The organism is Enterobacter mori LMG 25706 (genome assembly GCF_000211415.1).
Classification (GTDB): Bacteria; Pseudomonadota; Gammaproteobacteria; order Enterobacterales; family Enterobacteriaceae; genus Enterobacter; species Enterobacter mori.
In genome coordinates, this window is the sequence record NZ_GL890778.1 from 219,068 (window position 1) to 240,379 (window position 21,312).

19 protein-coding genes and 1 riboswitch are annotated in these 21,312 nt (G+C 54.0%); of the genes, 7 read left to right on the top strand and 12 right to left on the bottom strand.

The annotated features are described in order from the left end of the window. Position 1: 1 nt before the first annotated feature. Both ENTMO_RS0117215 and ENTMO_RS0117220 read right to left on the bottom strand, forming a co-directional pair. On the bottom strand, positions 2–481 hold the full coding sequence (locus tag ENTMO_RS0117215) for a GNAT family N-acetyltransferase (protein ID WP_029485153.1): 480 nt from the start codon (positions 479–481) through the stop codon (positions 2–4). Further along, positions 432–764: an RcnB family protein gene (locus ENTMO_RS0117220; protein WP_010433637.1), complete on the bottom strand. Its 333-nt coding sequence runs from the start codon at positions 762–764 to the stop codon at positions 432–434. The genes ENTMO_RS0117215 and ENTMO_RS0117220 overlap by 50 nt, the downstream gene beginning before the upstream one ends. Before the next feature lie 490 nt (positions 765–1,254). Here ENTMO_RS0117220 and ENTMO_RS0117225 point away from each other — a divergent pair, with 490 nt between their 5' ends. From ENTMO_RS0117225 to ENTMO_RS0117235, 3 genes are read left to right on the top strand one after another with little or no spacing between them, the layout of a single operon-like run. Next, the gene (locus ENTMO_RS0117225) at positions 1,255–2,394 is read left to right on the top strand and encodes a polysaccharide export protein (protein ID WP_029485154.1); all 1,140 of its coding nucleotides are present in this window, start codon (positions 1,255–1,257) and stop codon (positions 2,392–2,394) included. Beyond that, a complete protein-coding gene (locus tag ENTMO_RS0117230) occupies positions 2,394–2,834 on the top strand; it encodes an arsenate reductase/protein-tyrosine-phosphatase family protein (protein WP_010433643.1) in 441 nt (146 codons plus the stop codon). The genes ENTMO_RS0117225 and ENTMO_RS0117230 overlap by 1 nt, the downstream gene beginning before the upstream one ends. Before the next feature lie 7 nt (positions 2,835–2,841). Continuing rightward, positions 2,842–5,040: a polysaccharide biosynthesis tyrosine autokinase gene (locus ENTMO_RS0117235; protein WP_010433647.1), complete on the top strand. Its 2,199-nt coding sequence runs from the start codon at positions 2,842–2,844 to the stop codon at positions 5,038–5,040. Here ENTMO_RS0117235 and ENTMO_RS0117240 read toward each other — a convergent pair. Together ENTMO_RS0117240 and ENTMO_RS0117245 are read right to left on the bottom strand one after the other, a co-directional pair. Then, positions 5,037–6,380 (bottom strand): NCS2 family permease, encoded by a 1,344-nt coding sequence (locus ENTMO_RS0117240; RefSeq protein WP_010433650.1) that lies wholly within the window; start codon positions 6,378–6,380, stop codon positions 5,037–5,039. The two genes, ENTMO_RS0117235 and ENTMO_RS0117240, sit on opposite strands and share 4 nt — an antisense overlap. A gap of 20 nt (positions 6,381–6,400) precedes the next feature. Continuing rightward, positions 6,401–8,179 carry an adenine deaminase gene (locus tag ENTMO_RS0117245; protein ID WP_010433653.1) on the bottom strand — a complete coding sequence of 593 codons (1,779 nt, stop codon included), beginning with the start codon at positions 8,177–8,179 and terminating at the stop codon, positions 6,401–6,403. Between the two features lie 122 nt (positions 8,180–8,301). Between ENTMO_RS0117245 and ENTMO_RS0117250 the strand changes: the two genes are divergently transcribed. Further along, entirely contained in the window at positions 8,302–9,222 is a 921-nt protein-coding gene (locus ENTMO_RS0117250; RefSeq protein WP_029485156.1) for a LysR family transcriptional regulator, read from the top strand. Between the two features lie 50 nt (positions 9,223–9,272). On the opposite strand, the gene ENTMO_RS0117255 is transcribed toward ENTMO_RS0117250, so the two are convergent. The 5 genes from ENTMO_RS0117255 to ENTMO_RS25795 all read right to left on the bottom strand — a co-directional run bounded on the left by ENTMO_RS0117255 (position 9,273) and on the right by ENTMO_RS25795 (position 14,724). Beyond that, positions 9,273–10,739 (bottom strand): pyridoxal phosphate-dependent decarboxylase family protein, encoded by a 1,467-nt coding sequence (locus tag ENTMO_RS0117255; protein WP_010433659.1) that lies wholly within the window; start codon positions 10,737–10,739, stop codon positions 9,273–9,275. 18 nt (positions 10,740–10,757) lie between these two features. Then, complete coding sequence (locus tag ENTMO_RS0117260) at positions 10,758–12,134, bottom strand: diaminobutyrate--2-oxoglutarate transaminase (RefSeq protein WP_010433662.1); 1,377 nt, start codon at positions 12,132–12,134, stop codon at positions 10,758–10,760. 313 nt (positions 12,135–12,447) lie between these two features. Continuing rightward, on the bottom strand, positions 12,448–12,885 hold the full coding sequence (locus tag ENTMO_RS0117265) for a hypothetical protein (RefSeq protein ID WP_010433665.1): 438 nt from the start codon (positions 12,883–12,885) through the stop codon (positions 12,448–12,450). 9 nt (positions 12,886–12,894) lie between these two features. Beyond that, positions 12,895–13,119, bottom strand: coding sequence for a hypothetical protein (locus ENTMO_RS26185; protein WP_041951437.1), 225 nt, complete (start codon positions 13,117–13,119; stop codon positions 12,895–12,897). A gap of 180 nt (positions 13,120–13,299) precedes the next feature. After that, complete coding sequence (locus ENTMO_RS25795) at positions 13,300–14,724, bottom strand: YadA C-terminal domain-containing protein (RefSeq protein ID WP_010433668.1); 1,425 nt, start codon at positions 14,722–14,724, stop codon at positions 13,300–13,302. A 704-nt stretch (positions 14,725–15,428) separates the two neighbouring features. Then, positions 15,429–15,525, top strand: a riboswitch (TPP riboswitch). Between the two features lie 35 nt (positions 15,526–15,560). On the opposite strand from ENTMO_RS25795, the gene thiM reads away from it, so the two are divergent. Genes thiM through ENTMO_RS0117290 form a run of 3 tightly spaced genes read left to right on the top strand, consistent with a single transcriptional unit; the run spans position 15,561 to position 17,917 of the window. Continuing rightward, complete coding sequence (gene thiM / locus ENTMO_RS0117280; RefSeq protein ID WP_010433671.1) at positions 15,561–16,331, top strand: hydroxyethylthiazole kinase; 771 nt, start codon at positions 15,561–15,563, stop codon at positions 16,329–16,331. After that, on the top strand, positions 16,328–17,128 hold the full coding sequence (thiD, locus tag ENTMO_RS0117285; RefSeq protein ID WP_010433673.1) for a bifunctional hydroxymethylpyrimidine kinase/phosphomethylpyrimidine kinase: 801 nt from the start codon (positions 16,328–16,330) through the stop codon (positions 17,126–17,128). Before thiM ends, thiD begins: the two co-directional genes overlap by 4 nt. A gap of 42 nt (positions 17,129–17,170) precedes the next feature. Then, entirely contained in the window at positions 17,171–17,917 is a 747-nt protein-coding gene (locus ENTMO_RS0117290) for a GntR family transcriptional regulator (protein ID WP_010433675.1), read from the top strand. Here ENTMO_RS0117290 and ENTMO_RS0117295 read toward each other — a convergent pair. Genes ENTMO_RS0117295 through ENTMO_RS0117305 form a run of 3 tightly spaced genes read right to left on the bottom strand, consistent with a single transcriptional unit; the run spans position 17,891 to position 21,119 of the window. After that, complete coding sequence (locus tag ENTMO_RS0117295) at positions 17,891–18,844, bottom strand: PfkB family carbohydrate kinase (protein WP_010433676.1); 954 nt, start codon at positions 18,842–18,844, stop codon at positions 17,891–17,893. The genes ENTMO_RS0117290 and ENTMO_RS0117295 overlap by 27 nt on opposite strands. Continuing rightward, complete coding sequence (locus ENTMO_RS0117300; protein WP_010433681.1) at positions 18,841–19,845, bottom strand: ADP-ribosylglycohydrolase family protein; 1,005 nt, start codon at positions 19,843–19,845, stop codon at positions 18,841–18,843. The genes ENTMO_RS0117295 and ENTMO_RS0117300 overlap by 4 nt, the downstream gene beginning before the upstream one ends. After that, on the bottom strand, positions 19,842–21,119 hold the full coding sequence (locus tag ENTMO_RS0117305; RefSeq protein WP_010433685.1) for a nucleoside permease: 1,278 nt from the start codon (positions 21,117–21,119) through the stop codon (positions 19,842–19,844). The genes ENTMO_RS0117300 and ENTMO_RS0117305 overlap by 4 nt, the downstream gene beginning before the upstream one ends. Positions 21,120–21,312: the final 193 nt, after the last annotated feature.

Consider the following 21,312-nt stretch of genomic DNA (forward strand, 5'->3'; position numbering starts at 1 on the left):
TTTATCCAAGCCGATAATGCATCAGATAATACTCTCCGTCCGGAGAATCACCCGTCGCCTCGATGTGCCAGCCGTGTCGCTGGTAAAACGCAACAGCACGCGCATTCTTGACCAGACACTTAAGCGAACCCGTACTGGTAAACGTTTTCTGCACATGTTCCAGGAGCACATGCCCGACCCCGAGGCTTTGATACTGCGGGGCAACAAACAGGTTGTGCAGAAAATTATCGTTCGTCCAGACGGAGGCGAAGCCAAGTCGATGCCCGTCCTGCACCGCCACCCAAACTTCTTCGTCGAGGATTGCGGCGTCAAAGTCCTCAAGCTGCCATTCCGCACCGTTCAACCATGGCCAGGCGTCGCGCCGGGCATGCAGGTAAATCGTGCGAAGGAAAGGACGATCGCTCTCCTGCCAGGCACGAACCAGGATCGTATTAGCGGTGATAGAAGATATCTCCGTTATAGGCCTTATGGATTTTTCCATCGGCATCGCCAATCAGCACGTAGTTCTCACCCATGTAGGTCCAGTGTGTTCCGGCATCCGGCGCTGGCAGGTTACGCAGCTGGTACTGTTTGATGGTGTACTCGGGCGTTTGATACTGAGCTGGCGCCGTGTCGCCAATCTTGAATTTTGTGAAGTCAGCGATGAACTCTTGTTCTTCATAGGCTTTGATGCCAGAAGGTGCTGCAGCCGTTTGCGGAGCAGAAAGTGCGGAGCCCGCCAGAGACAGTAGTACACCCAGAAGCAGCAATTTACGCTTAGCCATTTTTTCTCCAGTGATATCGTTACAGATACATTTCGTCTGCGGGTTTTAGTATGCGCGGCAGACGGTCCATTTTAAGTATCAAAACATGGTGTGTTTGAAAAAAAATGTAACAAAACTGAACGGTTTTGTGTAGTCGCAACAAAGAAAATACATAGCGGCCGTGAATGATATTTGTGTTTTATATTTAATGTATTTATTGATCTATTAATTAATTCTGAAAACGCATGACTACTTCAAAATTGGACCGTTAAGCGAATGCTTTCCCATAGTAGAACGTTTAATATCGGCCCGGCACGACTTGTTATGACGTCTGATTCCCGGCTCAATAGAGCGGGTCGCTTTAGACGATTCATTATCTGGTCACTGCGTTGACAATACTCTTTATTAACACATTGTAATTCATTTAATTTAATGAATTATATGGTTATTTATATTAAATAAAATTGTCGTTCATACGATAAGCACAATGATAAAAGATATGTTTATATAAATGAAAAACACAACGGTATTTTCCTTTTTATTTCTTGCAATAAGCCAGTTAACAGGCTGTGTATTTTCACCGGGCCAGGATTTAGCCATGACCGGAAAAAATGTTATTGCAACAGAAGATAAAGATTATCAGCTTGATAAACACGTGGAAATTTATCCACTGACCCCAGTATTGATTGAACAATTACGCCCGCCCGTATCAAAATCTCAGGCAAATCCTAATCTTGATGAGCAGGTTAAAAACTGGGAATACCGAATCGGCACCGGTGACATCCTGACGGTCACCGTCTGGGATCATCCTGAGTTGACGACGCCAGCAGGGCAGTACCGTAGCGCAAGTGACGCGGGAAACTGGGTCAACGCGGACGGTACGCTCTTTTATCCCTACGTTGGGAAACTGCATGTGGCAGGAAAAACGGTTTCGGAGGTACGTGAAGAGATTACCGCGCGGCTGGATAAATTCATTGAGAGCCCCCAGGTGGATGTCAGCATCGCCTCTTTCCGTTCGCAAAAAGCCTACGTGACGGGAGAAGTCGCGAAATCTGGCCAACAATCCATCACCAACATCCCCTTGACCGTGATGGACGCGGTCAATGCCGCTGGCGGTCTTTCAGTGGACGCCGACTGGCGCAATGTCGTTCTCACCCACAATGGCCAGGATTCCCGCCTTTCGCTGTATGCCCTGATGCAACTCGGCGATTTAACACAAAACAAACTGCTCTATCCTGGCGATATCCTGTTTGTACCGCGTAATGATGCCCTGAAAGTCTTTGTCATGGGCGAAGTGGTTAAGCAGAGCACGCTGAAGATGGATCGCAGTGGGATGACGCTGGCGGAGGCGCTGGGCAATGCGGGCGGCCTGAACCAGAACATGGCTGATGCAACCGGCATTTTTGTCATTCGCTCGGTGCATCAAAAAAGCCAGACGGACATCATCGCGAAAATTTATCAGCTCAATGCGAAAGATGCGTCGGCGATGGTATTGGGCACTGAATTCCAGCTCGAGCCGTATGACATTGTCTACGTGACAACGGCACCGTTGTCGCGCTGGAATCGCGTTATTACGCAGCTTGTGCCGACCATCAGTGGCGTACATGACCTGACCGAAACGGTTCGTTACATCCGATCCTGGCCGCAATAATGTTCAACTCAATCTTAGTGGTTTGCACGGGCAATATTTGCCGCTCCCCGATGGGGGAGCGCCTGTTGCGTCAGCAATTACCCGGGAAACAGGTGACCTCAGCAGGTATTTTCGGTCTTGAGGGACATCCGGCAGATGCGGTTGCTCAGGATGTTGCCTGGCATCATGGTGTCTCGCTAGACGATCACGTGGGGCGCAAGCTGACGCGCAGTTTGCTGCAAAAATCCGATCTGATTCTGGTGATGGAGCCTGAACATCTTCGTTTTATTGCTGCTATGGCTCCGGAGAACCGTGGGAAATCACTGCTATTTGGACAATGGCTGGAGACAAAGGATATTCCCGATCCCTACCGCAAAAGCCGTGATGCTTTCGAATATGTTTTCGGGCAGTTGGGAAAAGCCAGTCAGGAATGGGCTCGTCGTTTGAGTCAAAAGGAATAAAGCAGCAATGCCATCTTATACTTCAGAGACATATGGTGCAGCGGCACCGCAAAATAATGAAATTAATCTTCTGCAACTGCTTGCTGAGATATTCGATCATCGGGTGATGATAGTCCTGGTAACACTCCTGTTTACGGTGTGCGCGGGATTCTATGCATTTTCTGTCCCCCCTGTCTATCAGGCTGACGCGCTTGTGCAGATAGAAGCGAAGCAGGATAACTCATTGCTGAAAAGCTTAAGCCAGTTCGGATCCGATCTTTCGCCAGACGTTGCACCGGAAATCTTGCTGATAAAATCGCGAATGATCCTCGGGAAGACCGTGGATGAATTGGGGCTAATGTACGGGGTTAAGCGCCGCGTTACCCCATACGTGGGGCATCTGTGGGCACGTTTTCGCCCCAGCGAGCCAGGTCACCTGACCATCGGTGAACTTACCATCCCCCGACAGGGTGGCAAACCGCAAGAGCTTATGCTGACCGTGCTGGAGCAGGGACGGTATCACCTTGAGGGCGAAAGCTTCGAGGCTGTGGGCACGGTCGGAAAAACGCTGCTCAAAGACGGTGTCTCTCTTCTGGTGACATCTCTCAGCGCTGCACCAGGCACGCAGTTTTCGCTCAAAACCATTACAAAGCTTGAAGCCATCAACGCGCTTCAGAAAGGGCTCACCGTTGCGGAATCAGCGAAACAGAGCGGAATGATCGCGTTAACGCTGACGGGCGAAGAACCTGGCAAGATTGCCGTGGTACTGAATACGATTGCAGAAAATTTCCTCAATCAGAATATTGAACGTCAGGAAGCCCGGGATGCCCGCAGCCTGACCTTTTTACAGCATCAGTTACCGAAAATCAGTCACGAGCTGGATCAGGCCGAAGCGCGGCTGAATGTATACCGTGAGCAGCGTGATTCCGTCGATTTATCCCTGGAGGCGAAGTCCGTTCTCGATCAGGTTGTTAATGTGGAGAATCAGCTCAACGAGCTGACGTTCCGCGAAGCGGAGATCTCACAGCTTTTCAAAAAGGATCACCCAACCTATCGCGCATTACGCGAAAAGCGCCAAACCCTTGAGAAGCAGCGTGCCCGCCTGAACGATCGCGTATCAACCATGCCCTCCACACAGCAGGAAATTTTGCGTTTGAGCCGGGATGTTGAATCCGGGCGCGCCATTTACCTGCAGTTATTAACGCGTCAGCAAGAGCTCAATATCTCTCGCTCCAGCGCGATCGGAAACGTGCGGATCATTGACGCTGCGGTTACGCAACCTGAACCCATAAAACCACGAAAAGCAATTATTATCGTGCTTGGCATGCTGTTGGGACTGATATTCTCCAGCGGCTTTGTATTGGTTCTTGCTGCCTTTAAACAGGGAATAACCTCGTCTGAGCAACTGGAAGTGCAGGGGATGCCGGTCCTGGCGACGCTGCCGCGCTCGGTATGGCTCTGGAAAAAAACGCATCTGCGCAAAATGAGTTTCCTGGATTCTCGCTGGAGACACAAAACGTCGAATGTGCCCTTTCTACCCATCGAAAGGCCAGCAGATATTTTTATCGAAGCAATGCGCGGGTTGCGTACCAGTCTGCACTTCACCATGATGGACGTCACAAATCAGATTGTCGTCTTTATTGGCCCCACACAGGATTGCGGCAAAACGCTGGTCAGTACCGCACTGGCAGCGCTGGCTTCTCAGGCCGGCCAGCGGGTGCTCTTTATTGACGCGGATATGCGTCAGGGCTACGTGCATAACATCTGTCAACTGAACAACCATTGCGGATTGTCCTCAGTCCTTGAGGGCGATGTTAAATGGCAGGACGCGATCCAGCGCTTTGAGAAAGGCGGATTTGATGTTTTAACCTGCGGTCAACAGCCTTCGCTTCCTGTGGAGTTGCTTATGGGGGAGCGCTTTAACAACGCCATGTCGCAGATGAACGGGCATTATGACATCGTGATTGTTGACACCCCGCCGGTGCTAGCCGTCACGGATGCCTTACTGATTGCCAAAGCGGCGGCAATCACCTTACTGGTTGCACGCTTTGGTAAAACCAGTGTGAAAGAGATTGAGCACTGTCTAAAACGCCTGCAGCAAATGGGCGTGCAGGTGAATGGCGCTATTCTTAATGATATCGTGAAGTCCGCCTCGCTCTATTATAACTCGGGGTACAGCCATTACGACTACGGCTATACCCCGAAGGAAAAGCAGCGTGAGGGTTAGTGCTTCACCAGCGTAGCGAAGTAGTAGACCAGGGGAATGGCAAGGATCCACAGACCAACGGGGATTTCGCGCCATTTCCCGGCGATCGCTTTGATCACGATGTAAAACAGCAAACCGCCAGCAATTCCTGTCCCGAAGCTGTTGGCAATCAGCGTTATCATGACCATCATCAGCACCGGCAGGCCGTCGGTGAAGTTCGCCAGATCAACCTTACGTAAGCCGCTAAACATATTCAGTCCAATGAGGATCAGCGCCGGTGCGGTGGCTTCTTTTGGGATCATAAGTGCAACAGGCGTAAACAGCAACATCAGCAGGAACATCACCGCTGCAGCCAGTGCCGTCATGCCCGTTTTACCGCCCGCTTCAGCAGCAGCCGAAGATTCGATCAGCGCCGTCGCGGCTGGAATACCGACCCACGGACCTACCGCAGCGGCAATGGAGTCCACCATAAACGGACGGTTGATATGCGGCATGTTGCCTTCGTCATCCAGTAATCCCGCCTCACCACCAACAGCCAGCGTGGTGCCCATGGTGGAGAAAAATTCTGACGCAAAGAAGACAAACAGGAAGGGCAGGAAGGCAATGTTCAGCGCCCCGAGCATATCAATGTGGCCGATAACCGGGGCCAGAGAATGCGGCATATCAATAAACTGACCAGGAAGTTTTGTCACGCCCAGCGGAATACCGACCAGGGTGGCGAATAGAATGGCCCACAGTATTGCCCCTGGAATGCGGCGCGCCTGTAACGCGATGGCGAGGAAGAGACCCGCTAACGCGACCAGCGCCGCCGGTGACAGGAAATCTCCCAGCATCAGGGCATTCGTTTTCGCGTTTGCCAATACCAGCCCGGCGTTACGAAAGCCGAGCACGGCAACAAACAGGCCGATGGAGGCCGTCAACCCCAGCTTGATGGATTGCGGGACCGAGCGGGTGACGACTTCACGCAGCCCAAAGCGGGTTAGCAGGAAGAATAAAATCCCTGACCAGCAGGCGATGCCGAGACCAATTTGCCAGCCAATACCTTCGCTGCCCGCAAGCGTGACGCCGACCAGGACCGAACCGCCAATACCGGGCCCGACGATAAAGGGCAGGTTAGCATAGAAAGCCATCAGCAGCGTTCCGGCAACGAAGACCAGAATGGTGCCCGTCGTTGCCGCGCCTTTATCCATTCCTCCGACCGCCAGTAGCCCCGGGATCACCACAAGCAGGTAGGCGGCGGCGAGAAAACCGGTGATGCCAGCCAGGCACTCGGTGCGTACGGTGCTGCCACGCGCATGCAGTGCAAAACGGCGTTCTAGCCAGCTCCCTGGTGCTGGCGAATTAACGGTGTTGTCGGCCATTATCCGGCTCTCCTTCGGCATTATTGTGTGTTGTCCGGGATTTCCCGGTAAGAAATTAACGGATCGACAATCTGGCGCGTCGTCCCATCGGTCAGTCCAAGATCGGTCAAATGCGGACCGGCGTTGCAGGCAAGACAGGTGCCCTCTATGGCTTTAAAGACCCGATACGGCGGTTCCCAGTCGGCAATCAAATTGCTACGCTCGCGCAGTTCCCTGAACTGGCGAGCCAGCTCATCAGGCGGCAGTTCCGAAAGCATCCCCGCAATCGGCATGGCGACGTGGGCGATGACGTCGCCATCCTGTACCAGCGCCATCCCGCCGCCGCTCTGGATAAGCATGTTGGCAGCCAGCGCCATGTCGTGCGGATCGCGGCCCAGCACCACCAGATTGTGAGAGTCGTGAGAATAGCTGGTGGCAATGGCCCCACGCAGTTCACCCCAGCCTTCGAGCAGGGCGAGTTGTGGTTTCGCCGCATGGCGCGCGTGGCGATGCTGAACCCAGATCAGGCTAAAGCCATCCGGGATCGCTACTACGCCGTGACGTACCTGCGCGTCAACTTCACCCCACTGCGTGAAGCGTGCGCCGCTGATATGGCGCAAGCGCGCCACACCGTGTTTCGCGTTGTCGATTTTCATACGGAAATCATCGTCTGCCAGTGCAGACAGCCGCACGGTATCACGCGGGAGGGGCAATATCCTGTCAACGATGGGTTCAATCATTGCCCCGTCGCGCGCAATCAGCTTACCGGCGACATACACCTGACGAGCCGTCAGCTTTTCAAGCGAGTCAAACGCCACCAGATCCGCGCGACGCCCGGCGGCAATCAGCCCCAGATCGTTACGCTGCAGGCGAATGGCGGCGTTCAGCGTGGCGAAACGCAGCGCGTGCGTCGCCGGTAATCCGTGTTCAATCAGCAGGTTCAGCAGCGCAACGATCCCCCCTTTTTCCAGCAGTATATCGGGCGGGACATCGTCGGTGCAGACCGTAATTTGTGAAGAAAGGTGGGGCAGGGATTTCAGGGCGCTTACGATATCGGGCAGCAGATAAGGATGCGAGCCGCGGATCTCCAGCGTCAGCCCGGCGCGCAGTTTTTCCAGCGCATCGTCTGCGGAGGTCAGCTCGTGATCGGAGGTCACGCCTGCGGCCAGATAAGCCTGTAAATCCGCACCGTGAAGCCCGCGCGCGTGGCCTTCAATCAACTTTCCGCTGTCCAGCCCGGCCTGCATAATTTCCAGCATGCGTTGGCTGCCGTTAAGCACGCCGTGCATATCCATCACTTCCGCCACGCCGCGCACTTCCGGCCATCCGAGCAGGGTATCCATCTCTTTCCCTGCGAAATCTGCGCCAGACATCTCCAGCCCCGGTGTCGACGGCACGCTTGATGGCGCAGCGACCATCACCTGCAGCGGCAGGTTACGACTGGCCTCAATGGCAAAACGTACGCCTGCAATGCCCAGCACGTTCGCCAGCTCATGCGGATCCCAGAATACGGCGGTGGTGCCCTGTGCCAGCACAATCTCTGCATAGCGAGCAGGAAGCAGGTGTGAACTCTCCAGATGCACATGCGTATCCATCAGTCCCGGAGAGAGATACCGGTTGTTCAGATCGTGCGTCTCACGCGCATCGCTGCGGCTGCCGCGCGGATGAACGCTGGCGATAAGGCCGCCCACGATGCCGACATCGGCGTCGCGGATCTCACCCGTGGCCATATCAACAATGCGGGTGTGTGTAAGCAGTAGGTCGAACGGCATTTCACCGCGTGCAGCCTGGACGGCACGGCGTCGGGTTTCGGCACTCATGTAATTAACGGTTCCAGCATGAAAATAATGGCGTTACTCTATGCACGCGGCAAACGTTTGCCCAGCTGATAAAATTTATCACCCGATAACCCCGGCTTATTCTGCGACGCGTGTAAACGATAATGACGATGGAACCCTGGCAGCGCTTGCCCGCGCTCTCACTGCGACAGCTACAGTATTTTGTCACTCTGGCGCAGTTGCGTCATTTCACCGACACCGCCAGCAAGCTGGCGATCAGCCAGCCTGCGCTCAGCAGCGCATTGCGGCAAATCGAAACGGTGCTCGGCGGCAAGCTGGTGAACCGTACCGCCTCAGCGGTGACGCTGACGGAGTTGGGCAACGCCATCCTCCCGCACGCGCAGCGGGTGCTTAGCGTGGCTCAGCTTGCCTTCGACGATATGCAGCAGATTGTGCAGGCAGGCGGTGACGGTACGGTGCGCATTGGGCTGGCGCCATCCGTCAGCTCGCTCTTGTTCCCGCAGTTACCCCAAACGCTGGCGCAGGCTTTTCCGCGTCTTAAGGTTGAGTTTCACGATCAAACCAATGATGCGCTGGTGGCGCAGTTGCTGAAAGGGCAGATTGATTTTGGCATTGGCGCACTGGACAGTTCTGTGCCGGAACAACTGTCCGTCTTCCCGCTGCAGGAGGATCCTTTTGTTGCGGTGATTCATTGTGACGATCCGCTGGCGGCGTCGGCGCATTTACCCTGGAAGCAGCTTGTTGGGCGAGATATCGCCGTGTTTTCAAAAGGTAACATCCAACGCCTGGTTGGCGCGCTCGCTGAAAGCCATCGTTTGTCGTTGCAGACACGTTATCAGGTGGATTATATCGAAACGCTGTACGGCCTGGTGCGTTCCCGACTGGCCGTGGCGATACTGCCGCAACTCTATACCACGCATCTTCAGGATCCGCAGCTTAAGGTGGTTCATCTTCAGCAACCGGCACTTGCCCGAACGGTGGCATTGATGCGTGCGCCACAGCCGTTACCGACGCTTATCGAATCGTGCTTTACGCTAATGGTTGAAACCTTGAGGACACACTGAGGGATAGGGCAGGGGAAAATACCCTCTCCCGAACGGGAGAGGGATAAGCATTACTTAGCCAGAACTTCCTGTGCGGTACGCTCAACCAGAGACAGCAGAACTTTTACGTCCTCCAGCGTCACGGTTGGGTTCAGCAGGGTCAGCTTCAGGCAGGTGATACCGTTATGCTCGGTCACGCCGACGTTAGCACGGCCAGATTCCAGCAGCGCATCACCAATCTTCTGGTTCAGCAGGGCGATGCCTGCATCATCCATCTGCGCCTGAGGACGGAAGCGGAACAGCACGCTCGCCAGCTGTGGCTGCATCACCAGCTCCAGAGCAGACTGCTCTTTCACGTAGCCTGCAACCTGCTGTGCCAGGGTCACACCGTGATCGATGATCGCCGCATATTGCTCCTGACCCAGTGCTTCCAGGCTCATCCACAGCTTCAGCGCGTCGAAACGACGGGTGGTCTGCAGAGATTTGGACACCAGGTTAGGCACGCCCGCTTCTTCGTCGAACTCAGAGTTCAGGTAAGCCGCCTGATAGCGCATCAGCTCATAGTGACGCGCTTCTTTCAGCAGGAACGCGCCGCAGCTGATGGTCTGGAAGAACTGCTTGTGGAAGTCCAGGGTAATGGAATCCACCAGCTCAATGCCGTCCAGGTAGTGACGATACTGCTCGGACATCAGCAGCGCGCCGCCCCAGGCCGCATCAACGTGTACCCAGATGTTCTGTTTCGCCGCCAGTTCTGCAATCGCACGCAGCGGGTCGATAGCACCGGCATCGGTGGTACCTGCCGTCGCGACGATCGCCAGAATCTGCTCGCCGTTCGCGTTGCACTTCTCAATTTTCGCCGCCAGATCGGTCAGATCCATGCGGGAGAATTCATCAGTTTTCACCTGCACCACGGACTGGTAGCCCAGACCCATCAGCGCCATGTTTTTCTGCACGGAGAAGTGGGCGTTCTCGGAGCACAGCACGCGAATTTTGCGCAGATCGCCTACCAGGCCATCCTGCTGAACGGAGTGACCCAGACGCGCGAAGAACGCATCGCGCGCCAGCATCAGGCCCATCAGGTTGCTCTGGGTGCCGCCGCTGGTGAAGACACCTGCGTCGCCAGCCTGATAACCCACGCGGGTACGCAGCCACTCGATCAGTTTGATTTCGATAATGGTTGCGGACGGGCTTTGATCCCAGGAGTCCATACTCTGGTTAGTGGCGTTGATCAGCACTTCCGCCGCCTGGCTTACGACCAGGCTTGGACAGTGCAGGTGCGCCACACACTGCGGGTGATGAACGGACAAACTGTCTTTCAGGAAGAACTCCACGGCGCGTTCAATCGCCGCTTCGTTGCCCAGCCCTTTCGGGTTGAAATCCAGCTTAATACGGTCGCGCAGTTCCGCGACCGTTTTGCCCTGGTACATCTCAGGCTGTTTCAGCCACTGCATCACAGCCTGAGTGCTTTGTTCAATCGCCTGCTGGTAAGCTTCAATGCTCTGCGCAGAGGAGAACAAAATTGGGTTTGAATCAGACATCGTAATCAACAACTCCGGTTACGCCGGGCGAACGCCCGCAGCAAGCAGTGCCTGCTCGAATTTATCCAGGAAGATTTTCAGCTCTTCATCGCTGATCAGCAGAGACGGCAGCAGACGCAGAACGATACCGTTACGACCGCCACGCTCCAGAATCAGACCGGCTTCGAAGCACTTCTTCTGAATCAGTGCAGACAGCTCGCCGTCGCCAGGGAAGCAACCCATGTGGTCAGCCGCTTCGTGTGGCTTAACGATCTCAATACCGATCATCATGCCCAGGCCGCGCACGTGTCCGATAACCGGGTAGCGCTTCGCCATCTCTTTCAGCTGGCCTTTCAGCCATTCGCCCTGTGCAGCCACTTTGCCTGCGATGTTCTGGTCTTTCAGGATTTTCAGCGTCGTCAGACCGGTTGCCATCGCCAGCTGGTTGCCGCGGAAGGTGCCGGTGTGGTGGCCTGGCGCCCACGCATCGAACTGCTTTTTGATACCGAGTACGGCCAGCGGCAGACCGCCACCGACAGCTTTAGACATCACGATGATGTCTGGCTCAATGCCCGCGTGTTCGAAGGCGAAGAATTTACCGGTACGGGCAAAGCCAGCCTGAACTTCGTCGAGGATCAACAGAATGCCGTGTTCCTGAGTCACTTTACGGATGCGCTGCAGCCACTCAGCCGGAGCCGGGTTCACGCCGCCTTCGCCCTGAACGGCTTCAAGGATCACCGCAGCAGGTTTACGCACGCCGCTTTCAACGTCGTTGATCAGGTTATCGAAGTAGTAGGTCAGCGCTTTCACGCCCGCTTCACCACCGATACCCAGCGGGCAACGGTACTCATGCGGATAAGGCATGAACTGGACTTCTGGCATCATACCGTCAACCGCTTCTTTCGGAGACAGGTTGCCGGTCACGGACAGTGCGCCGTGGGTCATACCGTGGTAACCACCAGAGAAGCTGATGATACCGCTACGACCGGTCACTTTTTTCGCCAGCTTCAGCGCCGCTTCAACGGCGTCAGCACCGGATGGACCGGTGAACTGCAGGCAGTACTCTTTGCCCTGACCAGGCAGCAGCGCGAGCAGGTATTCAGAAAACGCGTCTTTCAGAGGCGTCGTCAGATCCAGAGTATGTAACGGCAAGCCGCTGGTAATGACATTTTGGATGCTTTTCAGCACATCAGGATGGTTATGGCCAAGCGCAAGGGTCCCTGCGCCTGCTAAACAGTCAAGGTATTCTTTATTATCTGCATCGGTGATCCACACGCCTTCTGCTTTAGTGATGGCTAAAGGCAGTTTGCGCGGATAACTCCTGACGTTAGATTCAAACTCGGCCTGACGGGCCAGATAGGTTTCGTTGCTTTTGTGGGCATCTACGGTGTCAATACGGACTTTATCCGTCATCATATCACTCCTACAACCGCCGCTTCGTTATGAGCCACGATTGAATAAAAAGTCAAAAAACAGATGGGGGCCTGAAAAAAACGCCGCCAATATAGAGCCTTTTGCCACGGGGCTCAATGGTTAATTTGTTTACTGTTTTGTGACAGAGGGCACAGGGGGAGGGTTATCCCCGTTTTCAGAAAGAAAATTGCACTTTATGCACAATAAAAACAGCCGCTTATAGTGGTTTTGTCAGAACTGTAAAAATAGAGAAAAGAGTGTGACAAATCGTGCTTTTCGCTGATGAAAAAGGAGGCGGAAGGCCTCCTTGAACACGTTATTTCTGCTTAACCTGCAAAATGCCGTGGTCGCGACCCTGGGTTTTATTCCAGGAGGCATCGGTAATACCGTTCTCATCAAGGCTAAATGATATAACAACGCCATTTCCATGAATCTCATAGAACGCCGCATTCAGACGTTTGACGGTGGCCTTCTTGCCATTAATGGTCGCGCTAAAAAAGCCGTTGGAAATCGTGGCATTAACGGTTGATGACGAAAAGGTGGCCGCGCGCATCGGATCGTGAACGGTCGTCGTTTGGTCGTGTTGCGCCGCGTTTTCCGCTTTCGTTTTAGTGATATCGCAAGAGCCATCGCCATCGCTTATCTGGGTGCATCCGGAGCGCTCCAGCTGCGCGCGATAGTGGGCGTTAATGGCATGTGCCGGGGTCGCAGCGATTGCGAACAGCAGAGTAATCACTGTTAACTGTGCTTTCATCATTAAACCTTAATTGTGGTGAGCATGTTTATGTGCATTTTCTGTCGTTCTTGCCGCATTCGCATAAGCGGCAGAGAGCGAAGCGTTATTAATGCCTTGTTGTCTTTGCTGTTCGGACAAATAGCACGTGTCATAACTTACGCCTTTCGCCGTGCAGCTAGCGATGCGCTGATCGGGCGATACGCACCCCGCAAGCATAAATATACTCGCCACGGTAATAATTAATTTTTTCATTTTATACCTTATAAACTACACAGATAATAGGATAAATACATCACGCCTATCCAAATCCCTACGCCAATTAGCATCAGGTACAGCACGGCTGAGATGAATATATATCTGGACATGTTTTTTGCTATCATCGATATTCTCACCAGAAACGAGCGAGTTATATATGTATCAGCGGTGTTTTATTCAAAAACCGATCCCGATACCCGCGCCCATCGCAAGATCGTTATTTGTCGAATCGCTAATGCCAGCTTTGATCACTGTATGTTCACCGGCATGGAAAGACGCACCAACGCTGATAGCTTGCTCATTCTTAAATGACCCTACACCAGCAGAGAACATCATAGCCTGATCTTTTTCGACCTGTGGCATTGATGCAATCGCAACGGCAGAGGCTACTCCACCACGCGCTTCTTTCTTGTTGTCGTCGACTTCATCCTTCAGGTTTTTGAATTGAGCATTGCTTGAAGATTGTGCTTGTGCAAATACTTGTTGAGCAGCTTTCAGATCTTTAGCTTGTGCTGTAGTTTGTGTATTAAGTGACTTAACCAGATTGATAGTTTTCGTATCAACTTCTTTCTTAGTGATGATGGTCGTAACGCCGTTAGCGCCATCTTTACCATTCACACCGTTTTTGCCCTCTTTCCCGTTAGACCCGTTAACGCCGTCTTTACCTGCTTTACCGTCAATACCATTCTTACCATCAGCACCATCTTTACCCGCAGCACCTACTAAACCTTGAACGCCTGTATCACCTTTCAAGCCTTGTAGCCCCTGTACGCCTGTTGCACCTGTAGCACCGTCTTTACCATTAGTCATAGCAGGGTGCTGGTTAGCGGTACGATCACGATTAGCTTGTTCCAGATCTTGACCTTGCTGACGAGCAGTAAGTGTTTCAATGTTTGCCCGGTTTTGGCTGATTGCCGCTCCATCATATTGTTCATCCAGTGTGACACGCTGAACTAATTGCTGATGTGCGTCATTCTGTGCTTTCTGATCGTCGTTATAGGTAGTGGTATCAACCTTACTATTCACTTGATTTTGTAAGGCAGTATCAGCAGCTTTACGATCCGTTACTTCTTTAGTTACTGAATTATCAACAGATTGGATATACGCTTCCTGGCGAGTATTTTCAGAATCCAGCGTTTTAATGGCTGCATCATGATTAGCTAGCTCTTGGCGATCCTGAATATGGTCAATTTTCAGGTCTTGAACCTGATTATCTACAGATTGTAAATGGTTATCAGTTTGTGAGATGCGCAAACTGTTATCACCAATAGCAGTCGTATTAGCGGTGATGTTTAGATTTTGTGCACCATCATTGCTAATTCGCTCGTTAGCCTCAGCGGTGAGGTCACCACGCATAGCATTAATTTTATCTTCACTATCAGTTTTGTTACCAATAATAGCGTTAGTATTGTTATCAATCTGATCCAGATCGTAGCTCTTAACGCTTTCATCTTCCCCTTGCAGATGGATAAAAATACCTTGTGTACCAAATCCGCCTTCATCTTTTACATAAACATCAGCAGCATAAGCAATATTCATTGAACCAGCAAAAAGAGCACCAAAAACAGCAACAGCAATCACTGATTTATTAAGGGATTTCATTGTAAAGACTCGCAATATTCTATAGATAAAATAAACGATAGTGTTATTACCAGCGTTTGGTTTGGCAGAGCAAAAGAGTAAGTTCAAGTATGTCAAATTTTGTAAAGAAACATCTATTTGTTTTATGTAACGGTGGTGAACTATAGATAATTCGCGCTTAAAATTATTGATTTAGGTCAAGTAAAGCACCAATAGCTAAAGTGGTATGTTGCGGTGATTCTTTAATTTTTCTTTGTTTATCAGTGATTTAAGGTTTTCACGAAAAAGGCTTTAGTTAAGTTTATGATTAGAATGGAATTTTATTTCACTTTTTTAGGTGGTTTATTTTACTGCTTAGGTAGTGGAGTTATTTAATGATTCATTTCATTTGAAACGAAGAGCTTTTAAAGGTGAAAGTAAACATTGAAATGCGCGCTGATTAATCGCGGTGATTAAAATTTACGTTTTAGGAATAACCAATGAGAGAGGGATGTAACTGGAAAGATAAAAGAGAATCGTTAACTTCTTATACGTATCTACTATGTTGCTTCTTATCGTCGCTCTAACTAATACCTTTCGGTACTATTAGTCTTTGGTGTTTGCTCCTGCCGTGCGTGATTCAGCTATTCCAGATGCGGTAAATCGAAAAATCTTGCACCCTGCCTACTGCCCCGGTTACACTAAATACTCACAAACTATTGATTTGTAATTAATTGTTTTATAAGTATTTTGACTCGGGGTGCCCTTCTTTGTGAAGGCTGAGAAATACCCGTATTACCTGATCTGGATAATGCCAGCGTAGGGAAGTCAGATGCCTTCCCGGTCATCGCTTCTTCACGCAAGGCAGGAGCGAACCCATGCAGCCTGACCTGCTCGATTTACACGTTTTACATCAGTTCCGAACCCGTTCCCCGCTCACGCACTGTATGACCAACGATGTTGTACAGACCTTCACGGCCAACGTGTTGCTGGCTCTCGGTGCATCGCCAGCGATGGTGATTGAGGCCGAAGAGGCCGAGCAGTTTGCTGAAATCGCCGATGCGCTGCTGATTAACGTTGGCACGCTGACCGCACCGCGCGCCCAGTCGATGCGTCGGGCGATTGAACGCGCGGTGGCGGCGGGTAAGCCCTGGACGCTCGACCCGGTTGCCGTTGGCGCGCTCGCGTTCCGCACCCGCTTTTGCCATCAAATTCTCTCCCTTAAACCAGCCGCGATCCGCGGTAACGCCTCTGAAATCCTTGCCCTTGCAGGGATGAGCGCGGGCGGGCGCGGCGTTGATACCACCGACACAGCAGCCAGCGCGGTACCTGCCGCGCAGGCTTTGGCGCGTCAGACAAATGCAATTGTTGTGGTCACGGGAGAAGTGGATTACATCACCGATGGACAGCGCACGCGCACCGTAACGGGCGGTGACCCGCTTATGACACGCGTGGTGGGCACCGGGTGTGCGCTCTCGGCTGTCGCGGCGGCGAGCTGCTCGCTGCCGGGTGATCGCCTGGATAACGTCGCTGCTGCCTGCGGATGGATGAAGCGAGCTGGCTCAATCGCTATTGCGCAGTCTCGTGGCCCGGGCAGTTTTGCCAGCGCGTTTCTGGATGCGCTCTACACGCTGGAGGAGCAGGCATGAAGCGGATTAACGCTCTGACCATTGCCGGTACCGATCCCAGCGGCGGCGCGGGTATCCAGGCTGACCTGAAAACCTTCTCCGCGCTTGGCGCATACGGCTGTTCCGTCATTACCGCGCTGGTGGCGCAAAACACGCGCGGCGTGCAGTCGGTCTACCGTATCGAGCCGGATTTTGTTGCCGCGCAGCTGGATTCGGTGTTCAGAGACGTGCGCATCGATACCACCAAGATCGGCATGCTGGCCGAAACGGACATTGTGGAAGCGGTGGCCGAACGGCTTAAGCGTTATCAGGTGCAAAACGTGGTGCTGGATACCGTCATGCTGGCGAAAAGTGGCGACCCGCTGCTCTCCGCCTCCGCCGTGGAGACGCTGCGCACAAAGCTGCTGCCGCAGGTGGCGCTGATCACGCCCAATCTGCCGGAAGCCGCCGCGCTGTTGGGTGCCCCGCACGCGCAAAACGAACGTGAAATGAAAGCCCAGGGGAACGCGCTACTGGCGATGGGCTGCGGCGCGGTGCTGATGAAGGGCGGTCATCTTGATGATGCCGAAAGCCCGGACTGGCTCTTTACCCGCGACGGCGAAATGCGTTTTACCGCGCCGCGCGTGCAGACCAAAAACACCCACGGTACGGGCTGCACGCTCTCTGCCGCGCTTGCTGCGCTGCGTCCACGGCATGACAGCTGGGCCGATACGGTGGGCGAAGCTAAAATCTGGCTCTCCGCGGCGCTGGCAAAAGCCGATACTCTGGAAGTCGGTCACGGTATTGGGCCGGTTCATCATTTTCATGCATGGTGGTAACCCAGTATACTGGCAGGAAACACCACGCCTGAGAAAACAGAGATGGAACAAGCGCATACCCGGTTAATCGCTCAACTGAATGAACGGATCGCCGCGCCGGACAACACGCCGCTGTACCTGAAATTTGCCGAAACGGTAAAAAATGCGGTGCGAAGCGGCATGCTGGAGCACGGGAATATTTTGCCCGGCGAGCGCGATCTGAGCCAGTTAACCGGCGTGTCGCGCATTACCGTGCGTAAAGCGATGCAGGCGCTGGAGGAAGAGGGCGTGGTCACGCGCTCCCGTGGCTATGGCACGCAAATCAATAACATCTTCGAGTATTCGCTGAAAGAGGCGCGCGGGTTCTCTCAACAGGTGGTCCTGCGCGGTCAAAAACCCAATACGCTGTGGGTCAACAAGCGGGTGGTGAAGTGTCCCGAAGAGGTGGCGAACCATCTTTCAATTCCCCCCGAGAGCGAGGTTTTCCTGCTCAAGCGTATTCGCTACGTTGACGATGACGCCGTCTCGATTGAGGAGTCCTGGGTGCCGACGGGATTTATCCACGACCCTGATGCGATTGGCGTCTCGCTTTACGATTACTTCCGCAGCCAGAATATCTTCCCGCAGCGTACCCGTTCGCGCGTAAGCGCCCGTATGCCGGACAGCGAATTTCAGGCGCACATTAAGATGGACGAAAAAATACCGGTGCTGGTGATCAAGCAGGTTGCGCTTGACCAACAGCACCGGCCGATTGAGTACAGCATCAGCTACTGTCGCAGCGATCTATACGTCTTTGTGTGCGAGGAGTAATTCGTCGCGAGTCGGTGCGCAATCGCCGCCGCGGTGGCTGACCACCCAGGACGCCACGGCATTCCCCAGCAGAACTGCATCTGCCAGCGACCATCCCGCCGCCAGCCCGGCAAGCGTGCCGCCCGCGTGGCTGTCGCCTGCGCCAATGGTATCCACAACCGTCGCCGGAAATGCCGAAACGACGCCCGAGACGTCACCTTCATACCACGCGGCACCGTCTTTATCATGGCGCACAATCAGCGCGGCACCGAAACGCTGCTGCCACTGCGTGCCGAGGGTTTCCACTTCAACACCCAGTCTTTCTGCGGCAAGCTCCGCCTCCTGGCGATTGAGCGACACAATTGGTCTGCAGGCCATAATCCGCGCCATCAGCGCATCGGGGATATCCGCGATGCGGGGACCGAAATCGATAAATGCCGTCACGTCCTGCAACCCCTCCAGCCAGCGTGTCAGCAGCTCGCCGCTCGGTGAGGCCAACTGATAGCCGGATAAATAGACCAGGCTGTTTTGCGGAACGTGAAGCGCATCCAGCCAACGCTGCTGCCACTGGTTCTCCACGCCGCTAAAGGACATAAAGGTGCGCTCGCCGTCTGGCTCCACCAGCGCCAGACACCAGCCGTTGTCACCCGTATCGGCTTCCACCGCGCTGTGCAGATCCTGCTTCGCCATGGCGTTGCGAATAATATCCGCCCACACACCGTGGCCGACGGGCAGGGCATTTTGCGCCGCAATGCCGAGCCGTTTCAGGGCGATGGCGATATTGAGCGCGCAGCCGCCGATATTGACGCCCTGCTGTTTAAGCTCGATATCGCACCCGCGCCAGGGCAGGGCGTAAGCATCGGCGATGACGTCTATCACCGCCGCGCCCAGCACCGTCACCGGGCGCGTGGCGTGCAAGGTTTCAAGGCGTTGAGCCAAAGACGTCATATGCCCTCCCGTTGCTCCCGATAGTGCAGGAGTTTTTCGCAGTAGTGACCGAAATCGAGCTGGTTAACGGCGTCGAGTTCGGCCTTCAGCGTCGGGTCAATGGCCTGCACGCCGTGCAATGCGCCGCAGATTGCTGTGGCCATTGCGCCAATGGTGTCGGTATCGCCGCCCAGGTTGGCACATAAAATGGCGCAGCGGTTTGGGTCGGTTCCCGCCAGTTCGACCATCGCAATGGCCGCCGGAACGGATTCTATGGTGCTGGTCCCGGCACCCACGAGCTGATACACCTGCTCGCTGGCGGACTCAATCCCGTTGGCTTCTCGTACGGTTTTCAGCGCGAGTTCAATACGCGCCGCGAGTGACGCGCTGAAAGTGGTGGTTTTCGCCTCCTGCGCAAAGCGGGCGACCCCCGGCAGGGCATCAACGATGTTCTGCCAGCTTTCGCCGTCGACGGCGCGGGAAATCGCCCAGGCAATCACCACCGCACCGGCAATCGCGAGATCGGATTTATGGGTCGGGCTGGAGGCCAGCGCCACCTGCTCAACACAATGCTCCAGGCGCGTGGCCGGGAGCAGGCAGCCCAGCGGAGAGGCGCGCATCGCCGCCCCGTTGGTCACGCCGTTGTTTTCCAGTTCGCTCACCGGCTTGCCGTCGCGAATGGCGTTGAGGGCAATTTTCGAGGTGGGGCCGAGCACGTTCTTATTAAACGCGTCGAAATCCAGCGCCCAGCGAAGAATATGCTTGCCGATAACGTCCGCGTTAATCTGCCCGTTGCACTCGATAATCGCATCCGCCAGACAGAGCGCCATCGAGGTATCGTCGGTGAACTCTGCCTGGTTGAAATAGCAGGCTGCGTTATTCTCTGCCGGGCCGGGTAAGAAACGGTCGATCCAGCCGAAGTGCGCCTTGACGCGCTTTCTCGGCCACAGCTCCGACGGCATGCCCATCGCATCCCCTAACGCCTGCCCGTAAAGGGCACCGAGAACACGTTCTTGTTTCATTTAACTTCCCCTTGTGTCAGCGCGGTATCGCTATCAACCACCTCAATTGCGGTGATCTCTTTATCCGATTCGCGGAAAAACAGCATAAACAGCACGGCAATCACGGCAATCATGATTGCACCAAATGTCCACATTCCGGCCCAGTTGAAGGTCAGCCCATTCACCGGCTCTTTGTAAGCGAACATTTTTTCCATCATCACGCCGCCCAGGCGGTAACCCAGCAGGCTACCAAAGCCCTGACAGCACAGCGTGATCAAGCCCTGCGCCGCGGTGCGCATGTGCGCTGGCGCTTTTTTGTCCACGTAGATGTACGCGGTCACGTAATAGAAGTCGTAGCTTACGCCGTGCAACAAAATGCCGAGGAACAGCAGGGCGTAGGTGAAGTACTGTTCCGCACCGCCGTAAACAAAGAAGCCGTAGCGGATGGCAGCGGTAATAAGCCCCAGCAGCAAGACCTTCTTAATACCAAAGCGTTTGGTAAAGAACGGCAGCGCCAGCATAAAGAAGATTTCGGAGAACTGGCCCAGCGTCATCCAGCCGGTGGCGTTTTTCATGCCGACTTCGGTGAGATAGCCGTTGGCGAAAATGTAGTAGAAGGCCAGCGGCATGGCGAACAGGAACGAGCAGAAGAAGAACACCAGGAAGTTTCTGTCGCGCAGCAGGATCAGCGCGTCCAGCCCGAGCATCACCTTAAAGTCCAGCTTGCCGGTGCTCTTCGGCGGCGTATTCGGCAGGAACAGGGCAAAGACGCCGAGCAGGGCGGAGCTGGCTGCGGTCATCAGCAGCGGGATATTGGTATCGGAAATGTCGCTATAGCCCATCATCTGCGGCAGGAACCCGCACGCCAGGCCTGAGGCGATCCAGCCGATGGTGCCCATCACGCGGATGCGCGGAAAGTCTGCCTCGACGTCATCCACGTTGGCAAAGGCGATGCTGTTGGTCAGCGCGATGGTCGGCATATAGGTCAGGGAGTAGGCCAGCAGCAGCGGGAAGAAGGTGCTGAACTGGGTTTGCTGTGCGGCGAAGTACATCAGAATCGCACCGGCGAACATCAGCACCGCCAGCACTTTCTGGGCGGCGAAGAAACGGTCCGTCAGCGAGCCGACCAGAATCGGTGAAAGGATTGCGGCAATCGCGGTACAGGCATAAGACCAGCCGATTTCCCCGGCGGTAAAACCGCTTTTGCTCAGCCAAAGCCACAGCGGCACAAACCAGGCGCCCCAGATAAACCATTCAACAAACATCATGAATGACAGTTGGACTTTCGTTTTCATTTTTTAATCCTGCATGTCAGTGAGGGTACGCCTTTAACATACCACTTAATAATACCTTTTAAATACCTTTGAGGTGAATGTTTGATCAGTGTAACAAAATTGTTGTACATGAAACGAGCCAGCAGATTGTGCTTAAAAAAGTTGCAGACGGTGGAAAATCTGTTAAGTCGGTACCAGGCTTAGTCTGCCTGCA

Coding starts and splice junctions, on each gene's coding strand:
- ENTMO_RS0117215 (WP_029485153.1), bottom strand. CDS start 481: ATGGAAAAATCCATAAGGCCTATAACGGAGATATCTTCTATCACCGCT.
- ENTMO_RS0117220 (WP_010433637.1), bottom strand. CDS start 764: ATGGCTAAGCGTAAATTGCTGCTTCTGGGTGTACTACTGTCTCTGGCG.
- ENTMO_RS0117225 (WP_029485154.1), top strand. CDS start 1,255: ATGAAAAACACAACGGTATTTTCCTTTTTATTTCTTGCAATAAGCCAG.
- ENTMO_RS0117230 (WP_010433643.1), top strand. CDS start 2,394: ATGTTCAACTCAATCTTAGTGGTTTGCACGGGCAATATTTGCCGCTCC.
- ENTMO_RS0117235 (WP_010433647.1), top strand. CDS start 2,842: ATGCCATCTTATACTTCAGAGACATATGGTGCAGCGGCACCGCAAAAT.
- ENTMO_RS0117240 (WP_010433650.1), bottom strand. CDS start 6,380: ATGGCCGACAACACCGTTAATTCGCCAGCACCAGGGAGCTGGCTAGAA.
- ENTMO_RS0117245 (WP_010433653.1), bottom strand. CDS start 8,179: ATGAGTGCCGAAACCCGACGCCGTGCCGTCCAGGCTGCACGCGGTGAA.
- ENTMO_RS0117250 (WP_029485156.1), top strand. CDS start 8,302: ATGACGATGGAACCCTGGCAGCGCTTGCCCGCGCTCTCACTGCGACAG.
- ENTMO_RS0117255 (WP_010433659.1), bottom strand. CDS start 10,739: ATGTCTGATTCAAACCCAATTTTGTTCTCCTCTGCGCAGAGCATTGAA.
- ENTMO_RS0117260 (WP_010433662.1), bottom strand. CDS start 12,134: ATGATGACGGATAAAGTCCGTATTGACACCGTAGATGCCCACAAAAGC.
- ENTMO_RS0117265 (WP_010433665.1), bottom strand. CDS start 12,885: ATGAAAGCACAGTTAACAGTGATTACTCTGCTGTTCGCAATCGCTGCG.
- ENTMO_RS26185 (WP_041951437.1), bottom strand. CDS start 13,119: ATGAAAAAATTAATTATTACCGTGGCGAGTATATTTATGCTTGCGGGG.
- ENTMO_RS25795 (WP_010433668.1), bottom strand. CDS start 14,724: ATGAAATCCCTTAATAAATCAGTGATTGCTGTTGCTGTTTTTGGTGCT.
- thiM (WP_010433671.1), top strand. CDS start 15,561: ATGCAGCCTGACCTGCTCGATTTACACGTTTTACATCAGTTCCGAACC.
- thiD (WP_010433673.1), top strand. CDS start 16,328: ATGAAGCGGATTAACGCTCTGACCATTGCCGGTACCGATCCCAGCGGC.
- ENTMO_RS0117290 (WP_010433675.1), top strand. CDS start 17,171: ATGGAACAAGCGCATACCCGGTTAATCGCTCAACTGAATGAACGGATC.
- ENTMO_RS0117295 (WP_010433676.1), bottom strand. CDS start 18,844: ATGACGTCTTTGGCTCAACGCCTTGAAACCTTGCACGCCACGCGCCCG.
- ENTMO_RS0117300 (WP_010433681.1), bottom strand. CDS start 19,845: ATGAAACAAGAACGTGTTCTCGGTGCCCTTTACGGGCAGGCGTTAGGG.
- ENTMO_RS0117305 (WP_010433685.1), bottom strand. CDS start 21,119: ATGAAAACGAAAGTCCAACTGTCATTCATGATGTTTGTTGAATGGTTT.